This window comes from Mycobacterium sp. TKK-01-0059, from assembly GCF_000709305.1.
Classification (GTDB): domain Bacteria; phylum Actinomycetota; class Actinomycetes; order Mycobacteriales; family Mycobacteriaceae; genus Mycobacterium; species Mycobacterium intracellulare.
On the sequence record NZ_KL446994.1, the window covers coordinates 188,243 to 209,721 of the forward strand.

At 68.1% G+C, this 21,479-nt stretch carries 22 protein-coding genes; 18 read left to right on the top strand and 4 right to left on the bottom strand.

Annotated features, from left to right (window positions below):
- Positions 1–90 precede the first annotated feature (90 nt).
- Positions 91–759 (bottom strand): hypothetical protein, encoded by a 669-nt coding sequence (locus K883_RS20060; protein WP_179945108.1) that lies wholly within the window; start codon positions 757–759, stop codon positions 91–93.
- 79 nt (positions 760–838) lie between these two features.
- Here K883_RS20060 and K883_RS20065 point away from each other — a divergent pair, with 79 nt between their 5' ends.
- From K883_RS20065 to K883_RS20085, 5 genes are all read left to right on the top strand, one after another.
- Positions 839–2,356 carry a carboxylesterase/lipase family protein gene (locus K883_RS20065; protein WP_014711567.1) on the top strand — a complete coding sequence of 506 codons (1,518 nt, stop codon included), beginning with the start codon at positions 839–841 and terminating at the stop codon, positions 2,354–2,356.
- An 18-nt stretch (positions 2,357–2,374) separates the two neighbouring features.
- On the top strand, positions 2,375–4,378 hold the full coding sequence (locus tag K883_RS20070; RefSeq protein ID WP_014711568.1) for a DUF7064 domain-containing protein: 2,004 nt from the start codon (positions 2,375–2,377) through the stop codon (positions 4,376–4,378).
- A complete protein-coding gene (locus tag K883_RS20075; RefSeq protein ID WP_014711569.1) occupies positions 4,375–4,869 on the top strand; it encodes a gluconokinase in 495 nt (164 codons plus the stop codon). Before K883_RS20070 ends, K883_RS20075 begins: the two co-directional genes overlap by 4 nt.
- A 70-nt stretch (positions 4,870–4,939) precedes the next feature.
- Positions 4,940–5,329, top strand: a complete 390-nt coding sequence (locus K883_RS20080) for a TA system antitoxin ParD family protein (RefSeq protein WP_008256419.1) — start codon at positions 4,940–4,942, stop codon at positions 5,327–5,329.
- Between the two features lie 24 nt (positions 5,330–5,353).
- On the top strand, positions 5,354–5,932 hold the full coding sequence (locus K883_RS20085; RefSeq protein ID WP_014711570.1) for a zeta toxin family protein: 579 nt from the start codon (positions 5,354–5,356) through the stop codon (positions 5,930–5,932).
- Positions 5,933–5,941: 9 nt separating this feature from the next.
- On the opposite strand, the gene K883_RS20090 is transcribed toward K883_RS20085, so the two are convergent.
- Complete coding sequence (locus tag K883_RS20090) at positions 5,942–7,009, bottom strand: DoxX family protein (RefSeq protein ID WP_020822441.1); 1,068 nt, start codon at positions 7,007–7,009, stop codon at positions 5,942–5,944.
- A 95-nt stretch (positions 7,010–7,104) separates the two neighbouring features.
- Here K883_RS20090 and pncA point away from each other — a divergent pair, with 95 nt between their 5' ends.
- A complete protein-coding gene (pncA, locus tag K883_RS20095; protein ID WP_014711572.1) occupies positions 7,105–7,665 on the top strand; it encodes a pyrazinamidase PncA in 561 nt (186 codons plus the stop codon).
- Complete coding sequence (locus K883_RS20100; RefSeq protein WP_020822443.1) at positions 7,665–8,465, top strand: nuclear transport factor 2 family protein; 801 nt, start codon at positions 7,665–7,667, stop codon at positions 8,463–8,465. The genes pncA and K883_RS20100 overlap by 1 nt, the downstream gene beginning before the upstream one ends.
- 11 nt (positions 8,466–8,476) lie before the next feature.
- Here K883_RS20100 and K883_RS20105 read toward each other — a convergent pair whose 3' ends face one another.
- The gene (locus K883_RS20105; RefSeq protein ID WP_008256426.1) at positions 8,477–8,827 is read right to left on the bottom strand and encodes a DoxX family protein; all 351 of its coding nucleotides are present in this window, start codon (positions 8,825–8,827) and stop codon (positions 8,477–8,479) included.
- A 165-nt stretch (positions 8,828–8,992) separates the two neighbouring features.
- Here K883_RS20105 and K883_RS20110 point away from each other — a divergent pair, with 165 nt between their 5' ends.
- The 6 genes from K883_RS20110 to K883_RS20135 all read left to right on the top strand — a co-directional run bounded on the left by K883_RS20110 (position 8,993) and on the right by K883_RS20135 (position 15,201).
- The gene (locus K883_RS20110; protein ID WP_020822445.1) at positions 8,993–9,964 is read left to right on the top strand and encodes a sigma-70 family RNA polymerase sigma factor; all 972 of its coding nucleotides are present in this window, start codon (positions 8,993–8,995) and stop codon (positions 9,962–9,964) included.
- Positions 9,965–9,976: 12 nt separating this feature from the next.
- The gene (locus K883_RS20115; RefSeq protein WP_020822446.1) at positions 9,977–11,302 is read left to right on the top strand and encodes an ABC transporter substrate-binding protein; all 1,326 of its coding nucleotides are present in this window, start codon (positions 9,977–9,979) and stop codon (positions 11,300–11,302) included.
- Positions 11,299–12,267, top strand: a complete 969-nt coding sequence (locus K883_RS20120; protein WP_020822447.1) for a carbohydrate ABC transporter permease — start codon at positions 11,299–11,301, stop codon at positions 12,265–12,267. The genes K883_RS20115 and K883_RS20120 overlap by 4 nt, the downstream gene beginning before the upstream one ends.
- Before the next feature lie 34 nt (positions 12,268–12,301).
- Entirely contained in the window at positions 12,302–13,096 is a 795-nt protein-coding gene (locus tag K883_RS20125; RefSeq protein ID WP_014711574.1) for a carbohydrate ABC transporter permease, read from the top strand.
- 2 nt (positions 13,097–13,098) lie between these two features.
- Complete coding sequence (locus tag K883_RS20130) at positions 13,099–14,169, top strand: ABC transporter ATP-binding protein (RefSeq protein WP_020822448.1); 1,071 nt, start codon at positions 13,099–13,101, stop codon at positions 14,167–14,169.
- A 66-nt stretch (positions 14,170–14,235) separates the two neighbouring features.
- Entirely contained in the window at positions 14,236–15,201 is a 966-nt protein-coding gene (locus K883_RS20135) for a patatin-like phospholipase family protein (RefSeq protein ID WP_020822449.1), read from the top strand.
- Positions 15,202–15,222: 21 nt separating this feature from the next.
- On the opposite strand, the gene K883_RS20140 is transcribed toward K883_RS20135, so the two are convergent.
- Positions 15,223–15,510 carry a DUF3349 domain-containing protein gene (locus K883_RS20140; RefSeq protein ID WP_020822450.1) on the bottom strand — a complete coding sequence of 96 codons (288 nt, stop codon included), beginning with the start codon at positions 15,508–15,510 and terminating at the stop codon, positions 15,223–15,225.
- A 222-nt stretch (positions 15,511–15,732) separates the two neighbouring features.
- On the opposite strand from K883_RS20140, the gene K883_RS20145 reads away from it, so the two are divergent.
- The 5 genes from K883_RS20145 (at position 15,733) to K883_RS20165 (ending at position 21,474) form a co-directional block, all read left to right on the top strand.
- Positions 15,733–16,566, top strand: coding sequence for a DUF3097 family protein (locus K883_RS20145; RefSeq protein ID WP_020822451.1), 834 nt, complete (start codon positions 15,733–15,735; stop codon positions 16,564–16,566).
- Between the two features lie 85 nt (positions 16,567–16,651).
- The gene (gene efeU, locus K883_RS20150; protein ID WP_020822452.1) at positions 16,652–18,220 is read left to right on the top strand and encodes an iron uptake transporter permease EfeU; all 1,569 of its coding nucleotides are present in this window, start codon (positions 16,652–16,654) and stop codon (positions 18,218–18,220) included.
- A 68-nt stretch (positions 18,221–18,288) separates the two neighbouring features.
- Positions 18,289–19,467 carry an iron uptake system protein EfeO gene (gene efeO, locus K883_RS20155; protein ID WP_179945117.1) on the top strand — a complete coding sequence of 393 codons (1,179 nt, stop codon included), beginning with the start codon at positions 18,289–18,291 and terminating at the stop codon, positions 19,465–19,467.
- Positions 19,468–19,469: 2 nt separating this feature from the next.
- Entirely contained in the window at positions 19,470–20,786 is a 1,317-nt protein-coding gene (efeB, locus tag K883_RS20160; protein WP_020822454.1) for an iron uptake transporter deferrochelatase/peroxidase subunit, read from the top strand.
- Between the two features lie 163 nt (positions 20,787–20,949).
- Positions 20,950–21,474 (top strand): OsmC family protein, encoded by a 525-nt coding sequence (locus K883_RS20165; RefSeq protein WP_020822455.1) that lies wholly within the window; start codon positions 20,950–20,952, stop codon positions 21,472–21,474.
- Positions 21,475–21,479 lie beyond the last annotated feature (5 nt).

The following is a 21,479-nucleotide window of genomic DNA, read 5'->3' on the forward strand; positions in this document are numbered from 1 at the left end:
GTCGCACACCACCACCACCGCCGAACGTGGAGTTGTTGGTGTCGAATGCCGCGATTTCACGCAACAACTCGACGTTGGGCAATGAAATCCTCAGCAGCTGAACGCCGCGCCGACCCCGTCGGGCGGCGGCACCGACTTCAGGCAGCCGAACGGCTGAATGCCCGCGGGCGCAAAACGCGCCGCCGACTGATGCGCGTAGTTCACGCAATACAGGCCGGCTTGGTCCGCGCGGCACCGATAGTCGCCGAACGACAGCGAATCCCCATTCGCCAGCTCCGGTCCGTTGCCGTTGACGAAGGGGCCGGGGTCGGCCCGCGCGGCTCCCACCTGCAGGCGCATCCCGTCGAAGGTGACCCAACCGCCCTGCCATTCGCCATACGCGGTCGCGGGCGCCGGCGCCGGAGTCGCCAGGTTCACCAGGCAATTCAGCGCGCCGTCGGTGTGCGCGGCATCCGTCATGCAGGAGACTTTGCCGCCCACCGCCGCCAGGGCGATGTCGCTGCCCAGGGGTGTGGCCACGCCGTCGCGTATAGCCGTGTGGTAGCGGCCAGGATCGGCGGGCCGGGCCGCCTCTATCCACGCGATGACGTCGGAGACCGCGGCGCCGGCGGCCGGCGCGGCGGATGCTCCTGGCGTCTTGCTTCCGGACGGCCCAACGGAGGTCTGGGTGGTACTCGGTGTCGGCTCCGAATGGTTGCCCGTGGTGTGTGAGCAGCCGGCGACCAGTACCGACGCGGCGATCATCGCAGCTATCCGCATCCAGTCAGGCTAACCGCCGCGCCGGGCAAATAACGCGCTGCGCGCGCGTTAACGCCGTCATGTCGGTTACCGTCGGGTTATGCATGACCGGACTGTCCGCGCACGCACGGCCACCGGCACCGTCGAGGGTTTCACCCGCGACGGGGTCCATCGGTGGCGGTCGATCCCGTATGCCCGTCCACCGGTGGGAGACCTGCGCTTCCAAGCGCCGCAGCCGGCGGCGTCGTGGTCTGGGGTGCGGCACTGCCACGGCTTCGCCAATTGCGCACCCCAGCAGCGCCGTTACACCCTGCTCGGCCTGTCGGGTCTGGGCGGCCGCTATCAACCGATGAGCGAGGACTGCCTCACCCTCAACGTCGTGGCGCCCGAGGGTGCCACGGAGGGGCCGCTGCCGGTGATGGTCTTCATCCACGGCGGCGGGTACTTCCTTGGCAGCTCGGCGACACCGCTCTACGACGGCGCGGCCCTGGCACGCCGGGGATGCGTGTACGTGTCGGTGAACTACCGGCTGGGCGCGCTGGGATGTGTGGACTTCTCGTCGCTGTCGACACCCGACATCACCATTGACAGCAACTTGTATCTGCGCGATCTGGTGCTGGCGTTGCAGTGGGTGCGCGACAACATCGCCGGGTTCGGCGGTGACCCGGACAATGTGACGATCTTCGGCGAGAGCGCCGGCGCGTGCATCACCGCCTCCCTGCTGGCGGTGCCCTCCGCCAAAGGCCTGTTCGCCCGGGCCATTTCGGAGAGTCCCGCATCGGGCCTCACGCGGTCCAAAGAGGTTGCCGCCGAGTTCGCGAACCGCTTCGCCGGCCTGCTGGGCGTGCGCAAGCAGGACGCCGCCGACGCGCTGATGCGGGCGTCGGCCGCCCAACTGGTGAAAACCCAGCACGCATTGATCGACGAGGGCATGCAGAACAGGCTGGGTGCCTTCCCGATTGGTCCGGTCGTCGGGGACGACGTGCTGCCGATGGATCCCGTCGAGGCGATGCGGCGCGGTGACGCGCACCCGGTACCGCTGATCGTCGGCACCAACGCCGAAGAGGGCCGGCTGTTCACCCGGTTCCTGGCGATGTTGCCGACCAACGAGTCGATGGTCGAAGAGCTACTGGCCGAGGCGGAACCCGCTATCCGCGAACGCATTACCGCCGCGTACCCGGACTACCCCGAGCGGGCGGCGTGCATCCAGCTCGGCGGTGACTTCGCGTTCGGATCGGCGGCCTGGCAGATCGCCGAGGCCCACAGCGCGCACGCGCCGACCTACCTCTACCGGTATGACTACGCCCCGCGCACGTTGCGCTGGTCGGGTTTCGGCGCCACCCATGCCACCGAGTTGTTGGCCGTCTTCGACGTCTACCGCACCAGATTCGGCGCCCTGCTGACCGCGGCGGCCGACCGGCGCGCGGCGTTGCGGGTCAGCAACCAGGTGCAACGGCGGTGGCGCGCCTTCAGCCGCACCGGCGTCCCGGGCGAGGATTGGCCCCGCTACAACGCCACCGACCGCGCCGTGATGGTCTTCGACCGCAAATCGCGGGTCGAGTTCGATCCACACCCGCACCGCCGGATGGCCTGGGACGGCTTCTCACTCGCGCACTGACCTGGCACGCTAACCCTCATGCACGCCGAGACCGAGCAAGTCATCGAAACCCCGAGTGACCTCACCGCCTCCTGGTTGGCCGCGGTGATCGGCACCGGAACCATCGCCGATTTCTCGGTCGAGCGCATCGGCACCGGCCAGATGAGTGAGTGCTACCGCATCCGGCTCAACTACGCGCAGGCCGACGGCGGGCCCGAGTCGGTGGTGCTCAAGGTCGCGGCCACCGACCCGGTGAGCCGGCAGACCGGGCTGGCGCTGGGACTCTACGAGCGGGAGGTCCGCTTCTACGGCGACATCGCGCCTCGACTGGGCGGGCCGATCGCGCCCTGCTATCACGCGGCGGTCGACACCTCGACGGGCGTGTTCGACCTGCTGCTGGGCGACGCGGGCCCGGCCGTGGTCGGCGATGAAATCGCCGGCGCCACAATCGAACAGGCCCGCCTCGGCGCCGTCGAACTCGGACGGCTGCACGGCCCGCTGCTCGGTGACGTCTCGCTGGCCGAAGCGCCGTGGCTCAACCGCGAGGCGCCGCTGAACCAGGCGATGATCACCCCGCTGTACGCCGGATTCGTCGACCGTTACGGCGACCAGATCGCACCGGAGCACCGCGTGGTGTGCGAGCGCCTGGTTGCCGCGTTCGACGCCTACCTCGACCAGGAGGCCCAGGCGTCCGGGATACAGGGCCTGGTGCACGGCGACTACCGGTTGGACAACATGCTGTTCGGTACCTCGGGCGCCGACCGCGCGCTGACGGTGGTCGACTGGCAGACGGTGTCGTGGGGACCGGCACTGACCGACCTGTCCTATTTCCTCGGGTGCGCGCTGCCCACCGAGGACCGCCGCGAGCACTACGACGCGCTGCTGCGGGCATACCACGAGGCGCTGGGGCCCCAAGCGCCCCTGACCCTGGCCGACGTCGCCGACGGCGTGCGCCGGCAGAGCTTTTTTGGCGTGATGATGGCGATCGTCTCCTCGATGCTGGTGGAGCGCACCGACCGTGGTGACCAGATGTTCATGACGATGCTGCGCCGGCACTGCGATCACGTCCTGGACACGGACGCGCTGGCGACGCTGCCCGCCGCGGTGGCGCCCGAGCCGTTGCAACCCTCGCCCGAGGATGAGCTCGCCCACGATCCCACCGCCGAACCGTTGTGGAGCGAGAGCTGGTACGCCGACTTCGCCGACACCGCACAGGGATTGGGGGGCTGGTTCCGCCTCGGCCTGGTGGCCAACGAGCAGACCGCATGGGTGCACGTGCTGCTGTGCGGCCCCGACGTGCCGACCGTCGCCGTCGACGCGCAGGTTCCGCTGCCGGCGGACCCGTGGACGGTGCGCGCCGACGAGTTCGAGCTCGGCCATTCCGCCGGTACGCCATTGCGGAGCTATCGCGTCGACGTGCGCGCGCGGGGTCAGGCGTACGCCGACCCGGCGGCGCTGTTGCGCGGGGAATCCGGAACGCCGGTCGACATGACCATGAGCCTGGTCTGGGACACCGACGGCACGCCGTACAAGTACGGGGTGACGACGCGGTATGAGATTCCGTGCACCGTCTCGGGCACCGTCAGCATCGACGGGATCGATTACCGCCTCGACGCGGTTCCCGGCCAACGCGATCACTCCTGGGGGGTGCGCGATTGGTGGGGCATGGATTGGATGTGGAGCGCGCTGCACCTGGACGACGGCACCCATCTGCACGGCGTCAACATCCGCATTCCCGGGGCGCCCGCGTTCAGCATCGGCTACACCCAACGCGCCGACGGCCGGGTCACCGAGCTGCAGACCGTCGACTCGCGAGAGTCCTTCGACGGCAACGGGTTACCGCTGGAGGCGACGCTGACGCTCAACCCGGGGGAGATCACCGCCAACGTGGACGTCCGCGGCCAGGCGCCGGTCCGGCTTGTCGCCGCCGACGGGCGGGTCAGCCAGTTCCCCCGCGTCTGGGCCACGATCACCACCGCCGACGGGCGCAACGGTGTCGGCTGGCTGGAATGGAACCGCAACCTCGGCGAACAATCCGGGTGAGCCGAACGGCTCCCGTCGTCGTGATGGGCGTATCCGGATCGGGCAAGTCGACCGTCGGGGCGGCGCTCGCGCAACGTACGTGGGTCCCGTTCGTTGACGCCGACACGCTGCACCCGGCCGCCAACATCGCGAAAATGGCGGCCGGCGAACCGCTCGACGACGACGACCGCTATCCCTGGCTGGACAAGGTCGGCGAATGGCTCGCCGCTCACCGCGACGGCGGGGTGGTGAGTTGTTCGGCGCTGAAACGGACGTACCGCGACCAGTTGCGCGCGCACTGCCCGGGTGTTGAGTTCCTGCATCTGTCCGGTTCGGCGGAACTGATCGCCCGCCGGCTGGCGGCCCGGACCGACCACTTCATGCCGGCCGCGCTACTGCGCTCGCAATTGGACACCCTGGAGCCCCTCGGCCCCGACGAGGTCGGCGGGACCGTCGACGCCGGCGAAGACGTCGAGGCGATCGTCGACGCCGTGCTGCGGCAGCGCGGCTAGCAGGGCCAAACGCGCCGGTGTATCATTCTGCTACAGAACGTAACGACATGCTGCGCCCCAGGAGGAAGTCATGGCCGACGCTCCCGATCGTGTGACCCGGGTGGCGTCCGACCTGATGGACAGCGCGGCCTCCGAAGGCGCCCGCCAGAGCCGTTCGGCCAAGCAGCAACTCGACCACTGGGCGCGTGTCGGGCGCGCGGTGTCCAGCCAGCACACCGCCTCGCGTCGGCGGGTCGAGGCCGCGATGGCCGGCCAGCTGGCGACCGGCGAACTCACCGTCGAGGAAGGCGTGGTGTTCAACGCCGAGATCTCCGCGGCTATTGAAGAAAGCCTGGTGCACGCCAACTACGGGGCGACGCTGGCCGGGCATGGGGTCACCACGGTCGCCCTCAACGAGGACGGCGACATCGTCGAGCACCTGCCCGATGGCGCCGCCGTAATGCTGGCGCGCGGGCGCTGACCCGGCGTTCGCCGGCGCGGTCCGATGCAGCGACTTGACCTGGTGGTCGGGCCGAACGGTGCCGGCAAGTCGACCTTCATCGCGTTCACCCTGGCGCCGCTGTTGCCCGGCAGCCCGGTCGTCAACGCCGACGAAATCGCAAGGCAGCGCTGGCCGGGGGAGTCGGCGGGGCGCGCCTACGAGGCCGCGCAAATCGCCGCCGACACGCGCGCGAAGTTGATCGACCTGGGGCGGTCGTTTATCGCGGAGACCGTGTTTTCCCACCCGTCGAAGCTGGACCTCATCCGCACCGCCCACCGAGCGGGCTTCACCGTCGTCCTGCACGCGATGCTCATCCCGGAAGACCTTGCCGTCGAACGTGTCCGGCACCGCGTGCGGGCCGGCGGCCACGACGTACCGGAAACCAAGGTCCGAGAGCGCCATCGTCGCTTGTGGACGCCAGTCACCGACGCCATCGCGCTGTCCGACGTCGCCACCGTCTACGACAACAGCCGCCTTCGCGGGCCGCGCATCGTCGCCCGCCTCACCGGCGGCACGACGATCGGTTCACCGGACTGGCCCGCGTGGACGCCAGGGGCCTTGCGGTCACGCTGGGCGGACTAACCCGCGCAATTACCAGGACAGCTTGCGCCGACCGGTCTCGACCTGCCCGCCGACGCGCTCGCGTGCGGTGTCGGCCAAGTGGCTGCCGCGCTTGCGCGCGGTCTCGGCGAGTTCCTCGGAGCGCACCCGCGCCGTGTCGGCCAGCTTCTCACTGCGCTTGCGCGCCTTTTTGGCGAGCTTCTCGCTGCGTTTGCGCGCCTTCTTCGCCAGCGGTGCGGCCCGATCGGCGGCCTCTTCGGCCAGTTCTTCGCCGCGCTTACGCGCCTTCTCGGCCAGGTAGGCCGCGCGGTCGGCGGCCTCGTCGGCCCATTCCTCCCCGCGCTTGCGGGCCTTCTTCGCCAGCGGCTTGCTGCGCTCGGCCGCGGTGCTGGCCAGCTCGCGGCCGCGCTCCAGCGCGGTCTCGGCATACGGCGCACCGCGCTGCGCCGCCGTGCTGGCCAGTTCGCGGCCGCGTTCCAGCGCGGCTTCGGCGTAGGGCGCACCCCGTTCCGCCGCGGTGCTGGCCAGTTCGCGGCCGCGTTCGGCGCCGACGTGCAGGCCGTGCGCGATCCGGTCGCCCAGCTCCGACAATTCGCCGTCGAAGGCCGAATCGTCGGATCCGGGCCACGCCGACGACACCCGCTCGGAGAGCCGTTCGGCCGCGCGGCGTCCACGCCACCCCAGCGACGGCTTGCCCGCGGTGTCGGCGGAGGCGATCAACAGTCCGCCCAACAGGCTCAGGTCGGTCAGAAACTGCTGCCGTTTCTGGGCTTTGACCGCCGGATCGCTTTCGTTCCAGAACGAGTGCGCCCCAATGTTGGCCGGTAACACCGTCACCGCCAGCGCGGCCGAAGCGATGCGCGGAAGCTTCCCGCTGGCGAGCAGCAGGCCACCACCGATCTGGACGGCCGCGGTGATTTGGGCGACCGTCTCGGGGTCGCTCGGAATGTTGGCGCTCACCGAATCCGGCAACGCCTGCAAGCCGTCCACTGCCGGCGCCGCCGCCTGGGCCGCCGATTTGGGGTTGAGTAGTGAATTGACTCCTTGCCCGATGAATGCGACTGACAACAGGGGTCGCGCGATTCTCCTGATCACCATGGCCGGTGTATTACCCGACTGCCTGTCGAGCAAACCGTGACGCCGATTTGCGCAGCTAGGGCGGCGCTCTGGCCCAGCGGGATAGTGTGGAGCCCGTGCGAGCGTTGATCGTCGTCGACGTGCAAAACGATTTCTGCGAGGGCGGCGCCGTGCCGGTGGCCGGCGGCGCCGCCGTGGCGCCCGCCATCAACGCCTACCTGTCTAGCGCGCCGGGCTATCGCCACGTGGTGGCCACCCAGGACTTCCACATCGACCCGGGCGGGCATTTCTCCGACCGGCCGGACTATTCCTCGACCTGGCCGCCGCACTGCGTCGCCGGAAGCGCGGGCGCCGAATTTCGGCCCGACTTGGACACCGCGCGCATCGATGCCGTCTTTCGCAAAGGCGCCTACTCCGCGGGGTACAGTGGGTTCGAAGGTGCCGACGAGAACGGCACCCCCCTCCTGGAGTGGTTGCGGCAGCGCGGCATTGACGACGTCGACGTGGCCGGCATCGCCACCGACCATTGCGTCCGGCGGACCTCCGAGGACGCGGCGCGGGCGGGTCTGAGGACCCGGGTGCTCGTCGACCTGACCGCGGCCACAACAGCGGATGCGGCCGCCCAGGCGCTGGCGGAATTGGAATCCGTCGGCGTCGAATTGGTGGGGGGATCGTAATGGTGGTGCCGCTGGACCGGGAACGTCTACTCGCGGCGGTGGAGCGCTCACCGCAGGCGGCCGCCGCGCACGATCGGGCCGGATGGGTGGGGCTGTTCACCCGCGACGGCCGCGTCGAGGATCCGGTGGGCTCGCGGCCCCACGTGGGGCATGAACAGATCGGCCGTTTCTACGACACGTTCATCGGCCCGCGTGACATCAAATTCCACCGCGATCTCGACATCGTCGTCGGCACGACGGTGTTGCGCGATCTCGAGCTCGAGGTCGCCATGGGCCCCGCCGTGACCATGTACATCCCCGCATTCCTGCGCTACGACCTCCGAGAAGCCAACGGCGAGTGGCTGATCGGCGAACTACGGGCGTACTGGGAACTGCCCGCCATGATGGCGCAGTTCCTGCGCACCGGACCGGGCGCGGCGAGCCCGGCGCTGCACCTGTCCAAAGGCCTGCTGACCAATCAGGGATGGCGGGGGACCGCGGGATTCATGGCCGGATTCCGTCGGGCGGGGGCACGCCACCAACGGCTGGTGCGGACATTCCTCGCCGCCGCCGCGCGAGGAGACGCATTCGCCGCGGCACGCGCGCTGTCATCAACGGCCCCAATAACTTTGGGTGATCGCGATCCGCTTGAGCTGGCCGAATTGGTGGAACAACTGGACGGGGCCGGCGCGACCAAGACCAAGAGCGCCGGCCCGACGGTCGCGGTCTCCATCAACTCGGGCCACGGGCGCGCCATCATGTTCGCCGATGTGACCCGGCGCGGCAACGCGATCGAGCGGATCCGGTACTTTCCCGGCTGATCCGACGATGTTCAGTGGGCGACCATCAGCGCCAGCGACGTTGCGGACAGGCACAAGTAGGCCCCGGGGAACGCGATGTTGTACAGGACGCGCGCCTTCACATGCGTCAACACTGCGCCGACGAAAAACAGGACCAGGCCTGCGGCGGCGGCGATGCCCAGTTCGCGTGCGCCCAGCAGCCCGACCACGATCCCGGCGGCTCCGGCCAGCTTCACGGCGCCCAGCGCCGGTAACCACGAACGCGGTACCCCGACTTGGGCGGAGTTCGCCAGCACGAATCGAGCCGGAACGAAATCGGCGATGGCGATCGCGGCGGTGACGGCCGCGGTCGACAGGGTGATCACGACAAGTGCGGTGTTCATGTGGATCAATCCCTTGTCGCGCAGCGAGTTCCGCGGCGAATTGTCCGGTTACTGAGCGCGCCGCGGCGCACAATCGGTAGGGTCATGGTGTTGGTCTCCTTCGCAACAGGAAGTCCAGTGGATGCGGTCATCTCCTTGACGATTCCCGTGCAGAAAAGGTGACCCATGAGCGCAACAACGGATTTGGTGGCTCTCGCGGAGCGTTTCGACGCGGATCGGCGGCACCTGCGATCGGTCGCGTTCCAGCTGCTGGGTTCGGTGGCCGACGCGGACGACGCGGTGCAGTCGGCGTGGCTGAAGGCCAGCCGCGCGGACTTTCGGGCCGTCGACAACCTCTCCGGTTGGTTCACGACGATCACCGCGCGCGAGGCGCTGGACCAGCTGCGGGCGCGCAAGCGCCGCGCCGAGCAACCCCTCGCCGAACCCGACGAGCTGGACCGGCTGGCCGAGGCGGCGTCGGCGCCTGCCGACGAGGACGCGCTGCTTTCGGAGTCGGTGAGCAGCGCCCTGCTCGTCGTGCTCGACCGCCTCTCACCGGCACAGCGCGTCGCTTTCGTGCTGCACGACGTGTTCGCCATGCCGTTCGAGACGATCGCCGCGTTGTTGCATCGGTCGCCGGACGCGGCGAAGAAACTCGCCAGCCGGGCCCGCGGCCGGCTGCAGGCCGCCCCGGCCGCCCAGCCCCGCAGCACGGCCGGCCACCTCGAGGTGGTCGAGGCGTTCCTGGCGGCCTCCCGCGGCGGCGACATCGCCAGCCTGCTCGAGCTGCTCGCACCCGACGTCGTGCGCACGGTTGACCGCTCCCTGGTCCCCGCGGACGTGCCCACCACGGTGCGCGGCGCCCGGCAGGTCGCCGAGGAGACCCGCCGCTTCGCCCGGCGGGCGCGCGCCGGTGCTGTCATGCTCATCGACGGGACACCGGGCATCGTGATCGCCGCCCGTGGGCGCGCTCAGGTCCTGCTGGTGATCGGCATCGGAGCCGACGACCGCATCCACACGATCGACATCACCGGCGATGCCGAGCGCATCCGCCGGGCGGCGCTTACGCTGCCGGCCCGGCCGATCCAGGAACATCACAAGCTCGTCGGGTACCAAGGACGTCAGACACAACCGGCCAACGGCCGGGAACGCGGCTAGACCGGGAGAGCCATGCTCGACAAGCCGTTCGGACGGCGCAGCCTGCTGCGGGGCGCCGGCGCGCTGTCCGCCGTCGCGCTGGCACCGTGGTCCGCCGGCTGCGCTCCCGACGACGACGCGCTGACCTTCTTCTTCGCGGCCAATCCGGACGAGCGAGAGGCGAGGATGCGCATCATCGACGAGTTCGCGCGCCGCCACCCCGACATCAAGGTGCGTGCGGTGCTGTCCGGGCCGGGCATCATGCAACAGCTTTCGACGTTCTGTGTCGGCGGCAAATGCCCCGACGTGCTGATGACGTGGGAACTGTCCTACGCCGAACTCGCCGACCGCGGTGTGCTGCTGGATCTGAATCCTCTGTTGGCGCGGGACAAAGCGTTCGCCCAGCAGCTCAAGGCGGACAGCATCCCGGCGCTGTATGAGACGTTTGCGTTCAACGGAAGCCAGTTCGCCCTTCCCGAACAATGGTCGGGAAACTACCTGTTCTACAACAAGCGGCTGTTCGCCGACGCTGGGGTGCCCGCCCCGCCCACCACGTGGCAACGGCCTTGGGATTTCAGCGGATTCCTGGACACCGCCCGCGCGCTGACCAAGCGCGACGCCTCCGGGCGGGCGGCGCAGTATGGCTTCGTCAACACCTGGGTGTCGACCTACTCGGCGGGACTGTTCGCGATGAACAACGGCGTCCCCTGGTCCAACCCGCGGCTGAATCCGACCCACCTCAATTTCGATGATGCCGCCTTCCAGGAGGCGGTGCAGTTCTACGCCGACCTGGCCAACAAACACCGGGTCGCGCCCAACGCATCGGAGACGCAGTCGATGTCCACCCCCAACCTGTTCGCGGTGGGACGGGCGGCGATCGCGCTGGGCGGGCACTGGCGCTACCAGACCTACCTTCGCGCCGAGGACCTCGATTTCGATGTCGCGCCGTTGCCGGTCGGCCCGGCGCTCGCCAACGGGCGTCCGGCGTGTTCGGACGTCGGCACCACCGGGCTGGGCATCTCGTCGACCAGTCCACGCAAGGATCAGGCCTGGGAGTTCGTGAAATTCGCGACGGGTCCGGTCGGCCAGGCGCTGATCGGTGAATCCTGCCTGTTCGTTCCCGTGCTGCGGTCGGCGCTCAATTCGGAAGGATTCGCCAACGCCCATCGGCGGATCGGCAATCTCAGCGTGCTCACCGAGGGCCCGGCGTATTCGCAGGGTCTGCCGATCACCCCGGCCTGGGAGAAGGTGAATGCGTTGATCGACCGCAACTTTGGCCCCGTCCTGCGCGGACGCCAACCGGCCACGTCCTTGGCCGGCCTGTCCCGCTCCGTCGACGAAGTGCTACGCAGCCCATGACCGCGATTCATTCGGGTGGCGCGGCCACCCCTGCGCCGAAGGCGGGCGCAACGGTCCCGGAAAACCCGAGCCCATGGCGCCGCCACGCGTGGGCGGGCCGGCTGTTCGTCGCTCCCAATTTGGTGGCCGTCGCCCTGTTCATGCTCTTTCCGCTGGGCTTCTCGCTGTACATGAGCTTTCAGCGGTGGGACGTGTTCACACCGCCGAAATTCGTGGGGCTGAAGAACTTCGGGGAGCTGTTCACCGCGGATCCGCTGTTTTTGATCGCGATCCGCAACACGGTGATCTTCACCCTGGGGACCGTGGTGCCCACGGTCGTCATCAGTTTGGTTGTCGCCGGTGTGCTGAACCAGAAAGCCTGGGGCATCGGCATTTTCCGCACCATTGTCTTCCTCCCATTGGCCATCTCGTCGGTGGTCATGGCGGTGGTGTGGCAGTTCGTTTTCAACACCGACAACGGCTTGCTGAACATCATGCTCGGCTGGGTGGGGCTCGGCCCCGTCCCATGGTTGGTCGAACCCCACTGGGCCATGGTCTCGCTGTGCATCGTCAGCGTGTGGCGCAGCGTACCGTTCGCCGCCGTCGTCTTGTTGGCCGCGATGCAGGGCGTCCCGGAGACGGTGTACGAGGCGGCCAAAATCGACGGGGCAAGCGAGATAAGGCAATTCGTCTCGATCACGGTGCCGTTGATCCGGGGATCGATCTCTTTTGTGGTCATCATCTCGGTCATCCACGCCTTTCAGGCGTTCGACATGGTCTACGTCCTCACCGGAGCCAACGGCGGACCGGAATCGGCGACCTACGTCCTGGGCATAATGCTGTTCCAGCACGCGTTTTCGTTCCTCGAGTTCGGATACGCGTCCGCGCTGGCGTGGGTGATGTTCGCCGTCCTGCTGGTGCTGACCGTCGTGCAGTTGAAAGTGAGCCATCGACGTTCTTTGGAGACTTCGCGTGGGCTTAAGTGAGGGGGTCGTCAGGCGCACCGCCTTGCGCGGCGGCATGGTCTATGCCGCGCTGCTCGGCATCGCCTGGTGCGCGCTGTTCCCGATCGCGTGGGCGGTGTCGGGCTCGCTGAAAACCGAAGGCGAGGTCAGCGAGCCCACCCTGCTGCCGGCGCACCCGCGGTGGTCCAACTACACCGAAGTGTTCGCGCTGCTGCCGTTCGGGCGGATGTTCTTCAACACCGTGCTGTACGCGGGGTGCGTCACCGCGGGGCACGTGTTCTTTTGCTCGCTGGCCGGATATGCGTTCGCGCGACTGGATTTCCGCGGCCGCGACGCGCTGTTCGTAATGTATTTGGGTACGTTGATGGTGCCGTTGACGGTGACGGTGATCCCGCAGTTCCTCGTCATGCGGACCCTGGGATGGGTCGACACTCCGTGGGCAATGATCGTGCCGGGCTTCTTCGGTAGCGCGTTCGGCACGTACCTGATGCGGCAATTCTTCCGGACCCTACCGACCGATCTGGAGGAGGCGGCGATACTCGACGGTTGTTCGCCATGGCAGGTCTATTGGCGCATCCTGCTGCCCCACGCCCGGCCGGCGGTCATGGTGCTCGCGGTGCTCACCTGGGTCAACGTCTGGAACGATTTTCTCTGGCCGTTGTTGATGATTCAGCGCAACAGCCTGGCCACGCTGACGCTGGGGCTGGTCCGGATGAAGGGTGAATACGTTGCCCGGTGGCCGGTCCTGATGGCAACCTCGATACTCATCATGCTGCCGTTGGTCGTCATCTACGCGTTCGCGCAACGCTCGTTTGTCCGCGGCATCGCGGTCACCGGGATGGGTGGCTGATCGTGGCCTCGGTGAGCTTCGAGCAGGCGACGCGGCGCTATCCCGGAGCGGATCGCCCGGCGCTGGACAACCTGGATCTCGTTGTCGGCGACGGCGAGTTCGTCGTTCTGGTGGGGCCATCCGGATGCGGCAAGACCACCTCGCTGCGGATGGTGGCCGGGCTGGAAACCGTGGACTCCGGACGCATTCGGATCGGTGACCGAGACGTCACCCGTGTCGATCCCAAGAACCGCGACGTCGCGATGGTCTTTCAGAACTATGCGCTCTACCCGCACATGACGGTGGCCGAGAACATGGGCTTTGCCATGAAGATCGCCAAAACCCCGAAGGCGCAGATCCGTGAACGGGTATTGGACGCGGCGAAATTGCTTGACCTGCAACCGTATCTCGATCGCAAACCGAAGGACCTGTCCGGCGGCCAGCGTCAGCGAGTGGCGATGGGGCGCGCGATCGTGCGCCGGCCGCAGGTGTTCCTGATGGACGAACCGCTGTCCAATCTCGATGCGAAACTGCGGGTGCAGACCCGCAACCAGATCGCCGCATTGCAACGGCGGCTGGGTACGACCACTGTCTACGTCACCCACGATCAGGTCGAGGCGATGACCATGGGTGACCGCGTCGCCGTGCTGTGCGACGGCGTGCTACAGCAGTTCGCCCCGCCCCGGGAGCTCTACCGAAACCCGGCCAACGTCTTTGTGGCGGGTTTCATCGGGTCGCCGGCAATGAATTTGTTCACCCTGCCGCTTGTGGATTCCGCCGTGTCGCTTGGTGATTGGCCCGTCGCGGTGCCGCGGGAGATCGCCGGTGCCGCGGGGGAGGTCGTCGTCGGGGTCCGTCCCGAACACTTCGAGGTGGGCGGCCTCGGTGTCGAAATGGAGGTCGACGTGGTGGAAGAACTGGGTGCGGACGCCTACCTGTACGGGCGAATCACCGGCTCCGGCAAGGTCATCGATGCGCCGATCGTGGCGCGCGCCGACGGACGCAATCCACCGGCAAGGGGCAGCAGGGTGCGCCTGCACCCGGAGCCGGGACACGTGCATTTCTTCGGCGTGGATGGTCGCCGACTGTGTTGATCGTGCTCGCGGTTTTCGGCGTGCCGCGCCGGGACAGCCCCGCCCGGTCCGGCTAGGCTGGTGGCAGTGAGTGACGTGCGTGCCGACCTGGTGTGCGAAGGCGGCGGTGTCCGGGGGATCGGACTGGTGGGAGCGGTGGACGCGCTCGACCAGGCCGGGTACCGGTTTCCCCGGGTCGCGGGAAGCAGCGCGGGCGCGATCGTCGCCTCGCTGGTGGCCGCCCTGCAGGTCGCCGGTGAGCCGATCAGCCGGTTGGCCGACATCATGCGCTCCATCGATTACCGGAAGTTCCTCGACCGCAACCTGATCGGGCGGGTTCCGCTGATCGGCGGCGCCCTGTCCCTGCTGACGTCGGACGGTGTGTATCGGGGGGCCTACCTCGAGCAGCTGCTCGCCGGGCTGCTCGGTGATCTGGGCGTGCGGACGTTCGGCGACCTGCGCACCGGCGAACAGCCCGAACAGTTCGCGTGGTCCCTGGTGGTGACGGCCAGCGACCTGTCACGGCGCCGGCTGGTGCGAATCCCCTGGGACCTCAGCACGTATGGCATCGACCCCGATGACTTTTCGGTCGCGCGCGCGGTCCACGCGTCGTCGGCCATCCCGTACGTGTTCGAACCGGTTCGGGTCGCCGGCGCCACATGGGTGGACGGCGGATTGCTGTCGGACTTTCCGGTGCAGTTGTTCGACCGGCCGGATGGCCAACCACGGTGGCCCACATTCGGAATCCGGCTGTCGGCACGTCCCGGCATCCCGCCCACGCATCCCGTCCACGGCCCGGTGTCGTTGGGGCTCGCCGCGATAGAGACGCTGGTGAGCAACCAGGACAACGCCTACATCGACGATCCCTGCACCGTCCGGCGCACCGTCTTCGTGGCCGCCGACGAAGTCAGCCCGATCGACTTCGACATCACCGTGCAGCAGCGTGAGGCCCTCTACCGACGAGGATTGCAAGCGGGCGAACAGTTTCTGCAGACCTGGAACTACGCCGACTATCTCGCCGCGTGCGGCGGCCCGGTGCCTAAAACAACATGAGGGCGCTGAATTCGGACGCGGCTACCCGCGCGAGCATCGAATCACATGAACGCGACGCTGGACACGCTCGACGTCCTCCGGTGTCGGCAGCTCGTTGGTGATCCGGGTGATCTCCACCCCGATGTCGATCGGGCTGATCGGCCAGACGCGACGCGCGATGAGATCGCTTGCGATGGCGCTGATGTCGTGGCCGCAGAGTCGTCGGCGCGTCAACGCCACCAATGGCACGTGACCGGGGGCCGGCATGCCGGTGGGGTAGCCGGCCCGCACAAACGCGACAATGCTTGTCACCCAATGCGACAAGTCCATACGTCCACCTCGCTAACCGCCGCAAGTTGCGCATGAGCGGCAGTGCTTGCCTTAGCTAGCAACGTACCATCGCCGACGCGATCAGCCAGGTAACGCCACACAGTTAAACGCATGTTTTTGCGGCGTGCCCGCGCTGGTGCCCCGAGAGTGATCTTGCCGACTATCGCCACACCCTGGCGCGCCCTAACACTGTTTGGGCGCAAGGCTTTCTAGGATTGCCGCGTGGTGGATCGTTATGGGAGCGATGTGCTGGCCGCGGGGGGACGCAAGCCGCGCTCGACCGAACACCCGGCCGACCTGGGCCTGGTTGTCGAGGACGTCGAAACCGGCTACGTCGGCGCGGTGGTGCGCGTCGAATACGGTCGGGTGGACCTGGAAGACCGGCGAGGTCATGTGCGCGGCTTTCCTTTGGGCCCTGGGTATTTGCTCGAAGGCCGCCCCGTCATCCTCACCGCGCCGCGACGGGCGGCGCCCGCCGCCGCGACCAGGACGGCGTCGGGCTCGGTCGCGGTGCCCGGTGCCCGCGCACGGGTCGCCCGCGCCAGCCGAATCTATGTCGAGGGCCGTCACGACGCCGAACTCATCGCCCAGGTGTGGGGCGAGGACTTGAAGATCGAAGGCGTCGTCGTCGAGCAACTCGGCGGCGTCGACGATTTGGTGGACATCGTCGCCGAATTCGCTCCCGGGCCGGGGCGGCGTCTCGGAGTGCTCGTCGACCACCTCGTCACCGGCTCCAAGGAAGCCCGCATCGCCGACGCGGTGCGGCGGGGCCCGGGTGGCGCCGACACCCTCGTCGTCGGTCACCCCTACGTCGACATCTGGCAGGCCGTGAAGCCGCAGCGGCTGGGGCTGGCCGCCTGGCCGGACGTGCCGCGGCAGGTGGACTGGAAACACGGCGCGTGCCAGGCGCTGCGCCTGCCGCACGCCGATCAGGCCGACATCGCCCGGGCGTGGCGGCATATCCGTTCGCGGGTACGCGACTGGAACGATCTGGAGCCGGCGCTGATCAGCCGGGTCGAGGAACTCATCGACTTCGTGACGCAGCCGGCCCGCTGACCTCGGCGCCCGAACGGCCAGGCCGCTAGGAGCCTTTCGGGTCGGCTACGCTAAGCCGCAGATCGGCGGGACAGAAACAGGGCGCATGCAGGGCGTATTCGGCGTATTCATAGGCACGTTCCTCATCGGCCTCCGCGAAGGCCTCGAGGCTTCGCTCATCGTGAGCATCGTCGCCGCCTTCCTCAAGCGCAACGGCCAGACGATCCGCCCGATGTTCGCCGGTGTGGCCTCGGCCGTGGTGCTCAGCGTCGCGGTGGGTGTCGGCCTCGACCTGTTCGCCGCGAGCCTGCCGCAGGTCCAGCAAGAGATGATGGAAACCGTCATCAACGCCATCGCCGTGGTGTTCGTGACGTCGATGATCATTTGGATGAACGGCAACGCCGCGCAGCTCAAGGGCGAACTCGAGCGCGACGCCGGGCGGGCGGTCCATCGTGGCGGCGCGCTGGCGCTGGCCGCGATGGCGTTTCTCGCCGTTCTCAAGGAGGGCTTCGAGACGTCGGTGTTCCTGCTGGCCGCCGCCGAGACGTCGCACGGGAACCGGTGGTTCGCCCTGCTCGGCGGCGCCGCGGGTATCGCGGCGGCGATCGGGCTCGGCGTGGGCCTGTACTTCGGTGGCGTGCGACTCAACCTCGGCCGATTCTTCCGAGTGACCGGGGTGTTCTTGGTGCTGATCGCCGCCGGGCTGGTGGTGGGCGCCCTGCGCACCGCACACGAGGCGGGCTGGGTGAGCATCGGCCAGCAGCAGGTGCTCGACCTGTCCGGGTGGATACCGAGCAATTCCGTCCTGGGCGCGGTGACCGCCGGCGTATTCGGCATCCCCGCCGACCCGCGCCTGATTGAGGTGCTGGGCTGGCTGCTGTATACCGTGCCGGTGCTCATCGTGTTCCTGTGGCCCGCCGGCGTCACCGCCGCCCCGCGAGCCCGGAGCCGGCTGCTGGCGACCGCCTCGACACTGCTGCTCGTCGCGGCGGCAGGGCTGGCGATCATGGCGCCCGCCGGTGGCTCGTCGCCGAACGCGCGGCCGCGCACCGTCACCGACCGTTCGGGCCACACCTCCGCGGTGTCGATGGGGACCGGGCCGCACGGACGCGAGCTGACCGTGGCCCCCGCGGGCGCCGCGACCGTCCACAGTGTCGTGCTCGTCCCGGCGGACCACCAAACCGTGGACGGCGTGCCCGTACAGGTATGGCAGGCTTCCGAGGCCGCCGGTGCCGATGGTGCGCCAGAGGTCACGCTGGATCAGTTGCTGAGCATGACGGGGGGTCGGCTGCCCGTTGGTCTCGGGGTCGGCCGCACTCCAGGGCCGTTTCAGGGTCAATGGTCGACGACCACGGTGTACACCGTGCTCGCCCGGGGTGATGTCGTGGTAAGTGCGCAAGCGACGAGCAACCGCACGGCGATCTTGACCGGCGGCGGGCTGACCGGCGCCAAGACCGTCAGTCTGGGCGGGCTGGCGACCGACTGGTCCACGTCCTGCGCCGAAGACCACTCGACCGCGGCCGAGATCGCCACGAGCGGACGCAATCGCGCGGACCGGCAGCTCTGGAATGTCTGGCTTCCGTTGGCGCTCGGCGGTTTCGCCCTGCTCTGCGGTCTCGGCGCTATAGCCTCGATGCGGCGCCGGCACGCCGGCCACACGAGAGGGAACGATTGATGGTGAAGCGTACCGCGAGGCACCACACCTTTGAGATGCGTTTGGCGGCAACGGCTTTGGTAGCCGGCATGCTGTCGGCTACGACCGGCTGCAGCCACCCGGGCACTAACTCGGGCCCCGCGACGCAACCGAGGCCGGGTGGCACCAGCGCCGTCAAGGTCACCATGACCAACGACGCCGGCAAGGACGGCTGCGCGCTGGACACCGCCACCGTGCCCGCCGGCCCGGTGACCTTCACGGTGGCCAACACGAACGCCCCCGGGATCAGCGAAGTCGAGTTGCTCAGGGACCAGCGGATTATCGGCGAGAAGGAGAACCTTGCGCCGGGCCTGGACCCGGTGTCGTTCACCGTCACGCTGGACGGCGGCGCCTACCAGCTCTATTGCCCGGGGGCGAGCACCGAATACCAGACCCTGACCGTGACGGGTACCGCGCCGGCGACGCCGACGGGCACCGTGGCCGGCATCCTCAGCCAGGGCACCAAGGACTACGCGGCCTACGTCGTCAACCAGATCGCCCAACTCAACGACGGCGTGAAGGTCCTCGACGCCGCGGTGCAGTCGGGCAACCTCGACGCCGCGAAGACGTCCTACGCCAAAGCCCGGTTGTTCTGGGAGCGTTCGGAGTCCACCGTCGAGGGCTTCGTGCTGCCAGGCTATGCGGTCGGTGACAATGCCGGCAGCCTCGACTATCTGATCGACATGCGCGAGTCCACCCCGGTCGACGCCAAGGTCGGGTGGAAGGGTTTCCACGCCATCGAGCGTGACCTGTGGCAGGGCGGGGCGATCACCCCCGCAACGAAGGCGTTCAGCACCGAATTGGTCGGCAACGTCGGCAAATTGAACGGCATCGTCACCACCCTGACGTATAAACCCGAGGACTTGGCCAACGGCGCCAGCGACCTGATCGAAGAGATCCAGAACACCAAGATCACCGGCGAGGAAGAGGCGTTCAGTCACATTGACCTGATGGACTTTTCGGGCAACGTCGAAGGCGCCCAGCAGGCGTACGCGTCGCTGCGCCCGGGCCTGGACAGGATCGACGCCAATCTCGTCAAGCAGATCGATCAGCAGTTTCGCAACGTGCTCGCCACGCTCGACGGGTACCGCGACCCCACCGCCCTGGGCGGCTACCGGACCTACACCCCCGCGCTGAGGGCCAGCGATGCGCCCAAGCTGACCGCGGTCATCCAGCCGCTCCATCAGAGCCTGTCCACCGTCGCCCAAAAAGTCGTCGCGGGCGGCTGATCGTGACCGACGACACCACCGGTTTGGCCGACAACGGCCCGGACGGCATTGGGGCACAGCCGGACTCGGCTGCGGTGTCGCGCCGGCGCGCGCTCGGCGGCGCCATGCTGGCCGGGCTCGGCGGCGCGGCCCTCGGCGCCGTCGGGGGAGGCATCGCCGGGCACGCGATGACGGCCGGACAGCGCGGCGGCGACGACGACACCGTCGACCTGCGTCGCAGTTACCCGTTCTACGGGCAGACGCACCAGGGCGGAATCGACACCCCGCCACAGCGTTACGCCATGTTCATGTCGTTCTCCCTGGCCGACGGCGCCGGCCGCGCCGAGCTGCAAACCCTGTTGGCGCGATGGTCGGCCGCGGCCGCGATCCTGCAGCAGGGGAAGCCGGTCGGTACCGTGCAGCCGCAGGTCGATGTACAGCCACCCGCCGACACGGGGGAGGCTTACGGGCTGAGCCCGGCCAGCCTGACCGTCACCATCGGCCTGGGCCCGGCACTGTTCGGTGACCGATTCGGACTGGCCGCGCGACGCCCCACCGGATTCACCGACCTGCCACCGCTCAACGGGGACAACCTCGATCCCCGCCTGCACGGCGGCGACCTGTCCGTGCAGGCGTGCGCCGACGACCCCCAGGTCTGCTACCACGCCGTGCGCAACTTGGCCCGGCTCGGACGCAACATCGTCTCCCCGTTCTGGGCGGTGCTGGGATTCGGCCGCGCCTCAGCAGGTCCGGGCCAGCACACGCCGCGAAACCTGTTGGGATTCAAAGACGGAACCCGCAATGTCGCCACCGACGCCGAATACCACAAATTCGTCTGGGTCGATAACAGCGACCAGCCCTGGATGAACGGCGGGACCTACCAGGTCGTCCGCAAGATCCGGATGCTGCTCGAAACATGGGACGTCGACCGGATCGGCAACCAGCAGAGGATCTTCGGCCGAACCAAGGACGAAGGCGCACCGCTGAGCGGCAAGGCCGAATTCGATACACCCGACTTCACCGCCAAGGGCACCGACGGCAACCCGCTCATCGATCCGATGTCCCACGTCGGCCTGGCCGCCCGCGAAAACAACGACGGCATCATGATCCGCCGGCGGTCGTACAACTACACGGACGGTCTGGACGCCAACGGCCAACTCAATGCCGGTCTGCTGTTCATCTCCTACCAAAACGATCCGCAAGATTTTATCCGCCTGCAGAACCGCCTGGGCGCCCACGACCTACTCAACGAATACATCCGCCACATCGGATCAGCTATCTTCGCGGTTCCTCCCGCGCCCGCTGAAGGCCACTACATCGGGCAAAGCCTGTTCCGCTGAGCAAACTTCGCCGCGCCGTGACGGCCGCTGAGCGCCGCCGCGTTTCACCCATGTGACGTTTCGTGGCGCGCGGGTAAATCAATCCCACCCGCCGTCACGCATCGGTGCCCGCCAAACACTAACTCCGTGAAACCGCACAATCAGCGAGAAACGGAGAACACCCATGACCGACGCGCTCGTCATCGACGCCGAAGGCCTCGACCGGCTGTCGTGTAACGCCAAGGCCAACCCCGAGAGCGGCAAGAAAACGCTCAAGGCCAAGACGGTGTGTGAGACCGGATTTCGCAACATGACCTACGTCCGCGACCTGGCGCCAATGCTGGTGGGGGAGCCGCCCGCGCTGCTCGGCGACGACTCGGCACCCAACCCCTCCGAAACCGCCCTGGCCGCGCTGGGCTCATGCGTGTCCGTGGGACTGTTGGCCAACGCCACACATCGTGGCGTGACCCTCACCAAAATCGAGGTCGAGATGGAAGGCGACATCGACATCTCCGCGGTGTGGGGCGTGGGGGACACCCCCGAACGAAAGCGCCTCGGGTTCAGCGAGGTCCGTTGCACGGTGAGCCTCGCCGGCGACGCCGACGAAGCCACGCTCAAGGAGATCCACGACAACGCCATCGCGTGGTCGCCGGTCGTGAACACGTTTCGCAACCCGGTGAGCCTTGAATCGACGCTGCACACCGGATAAGCATC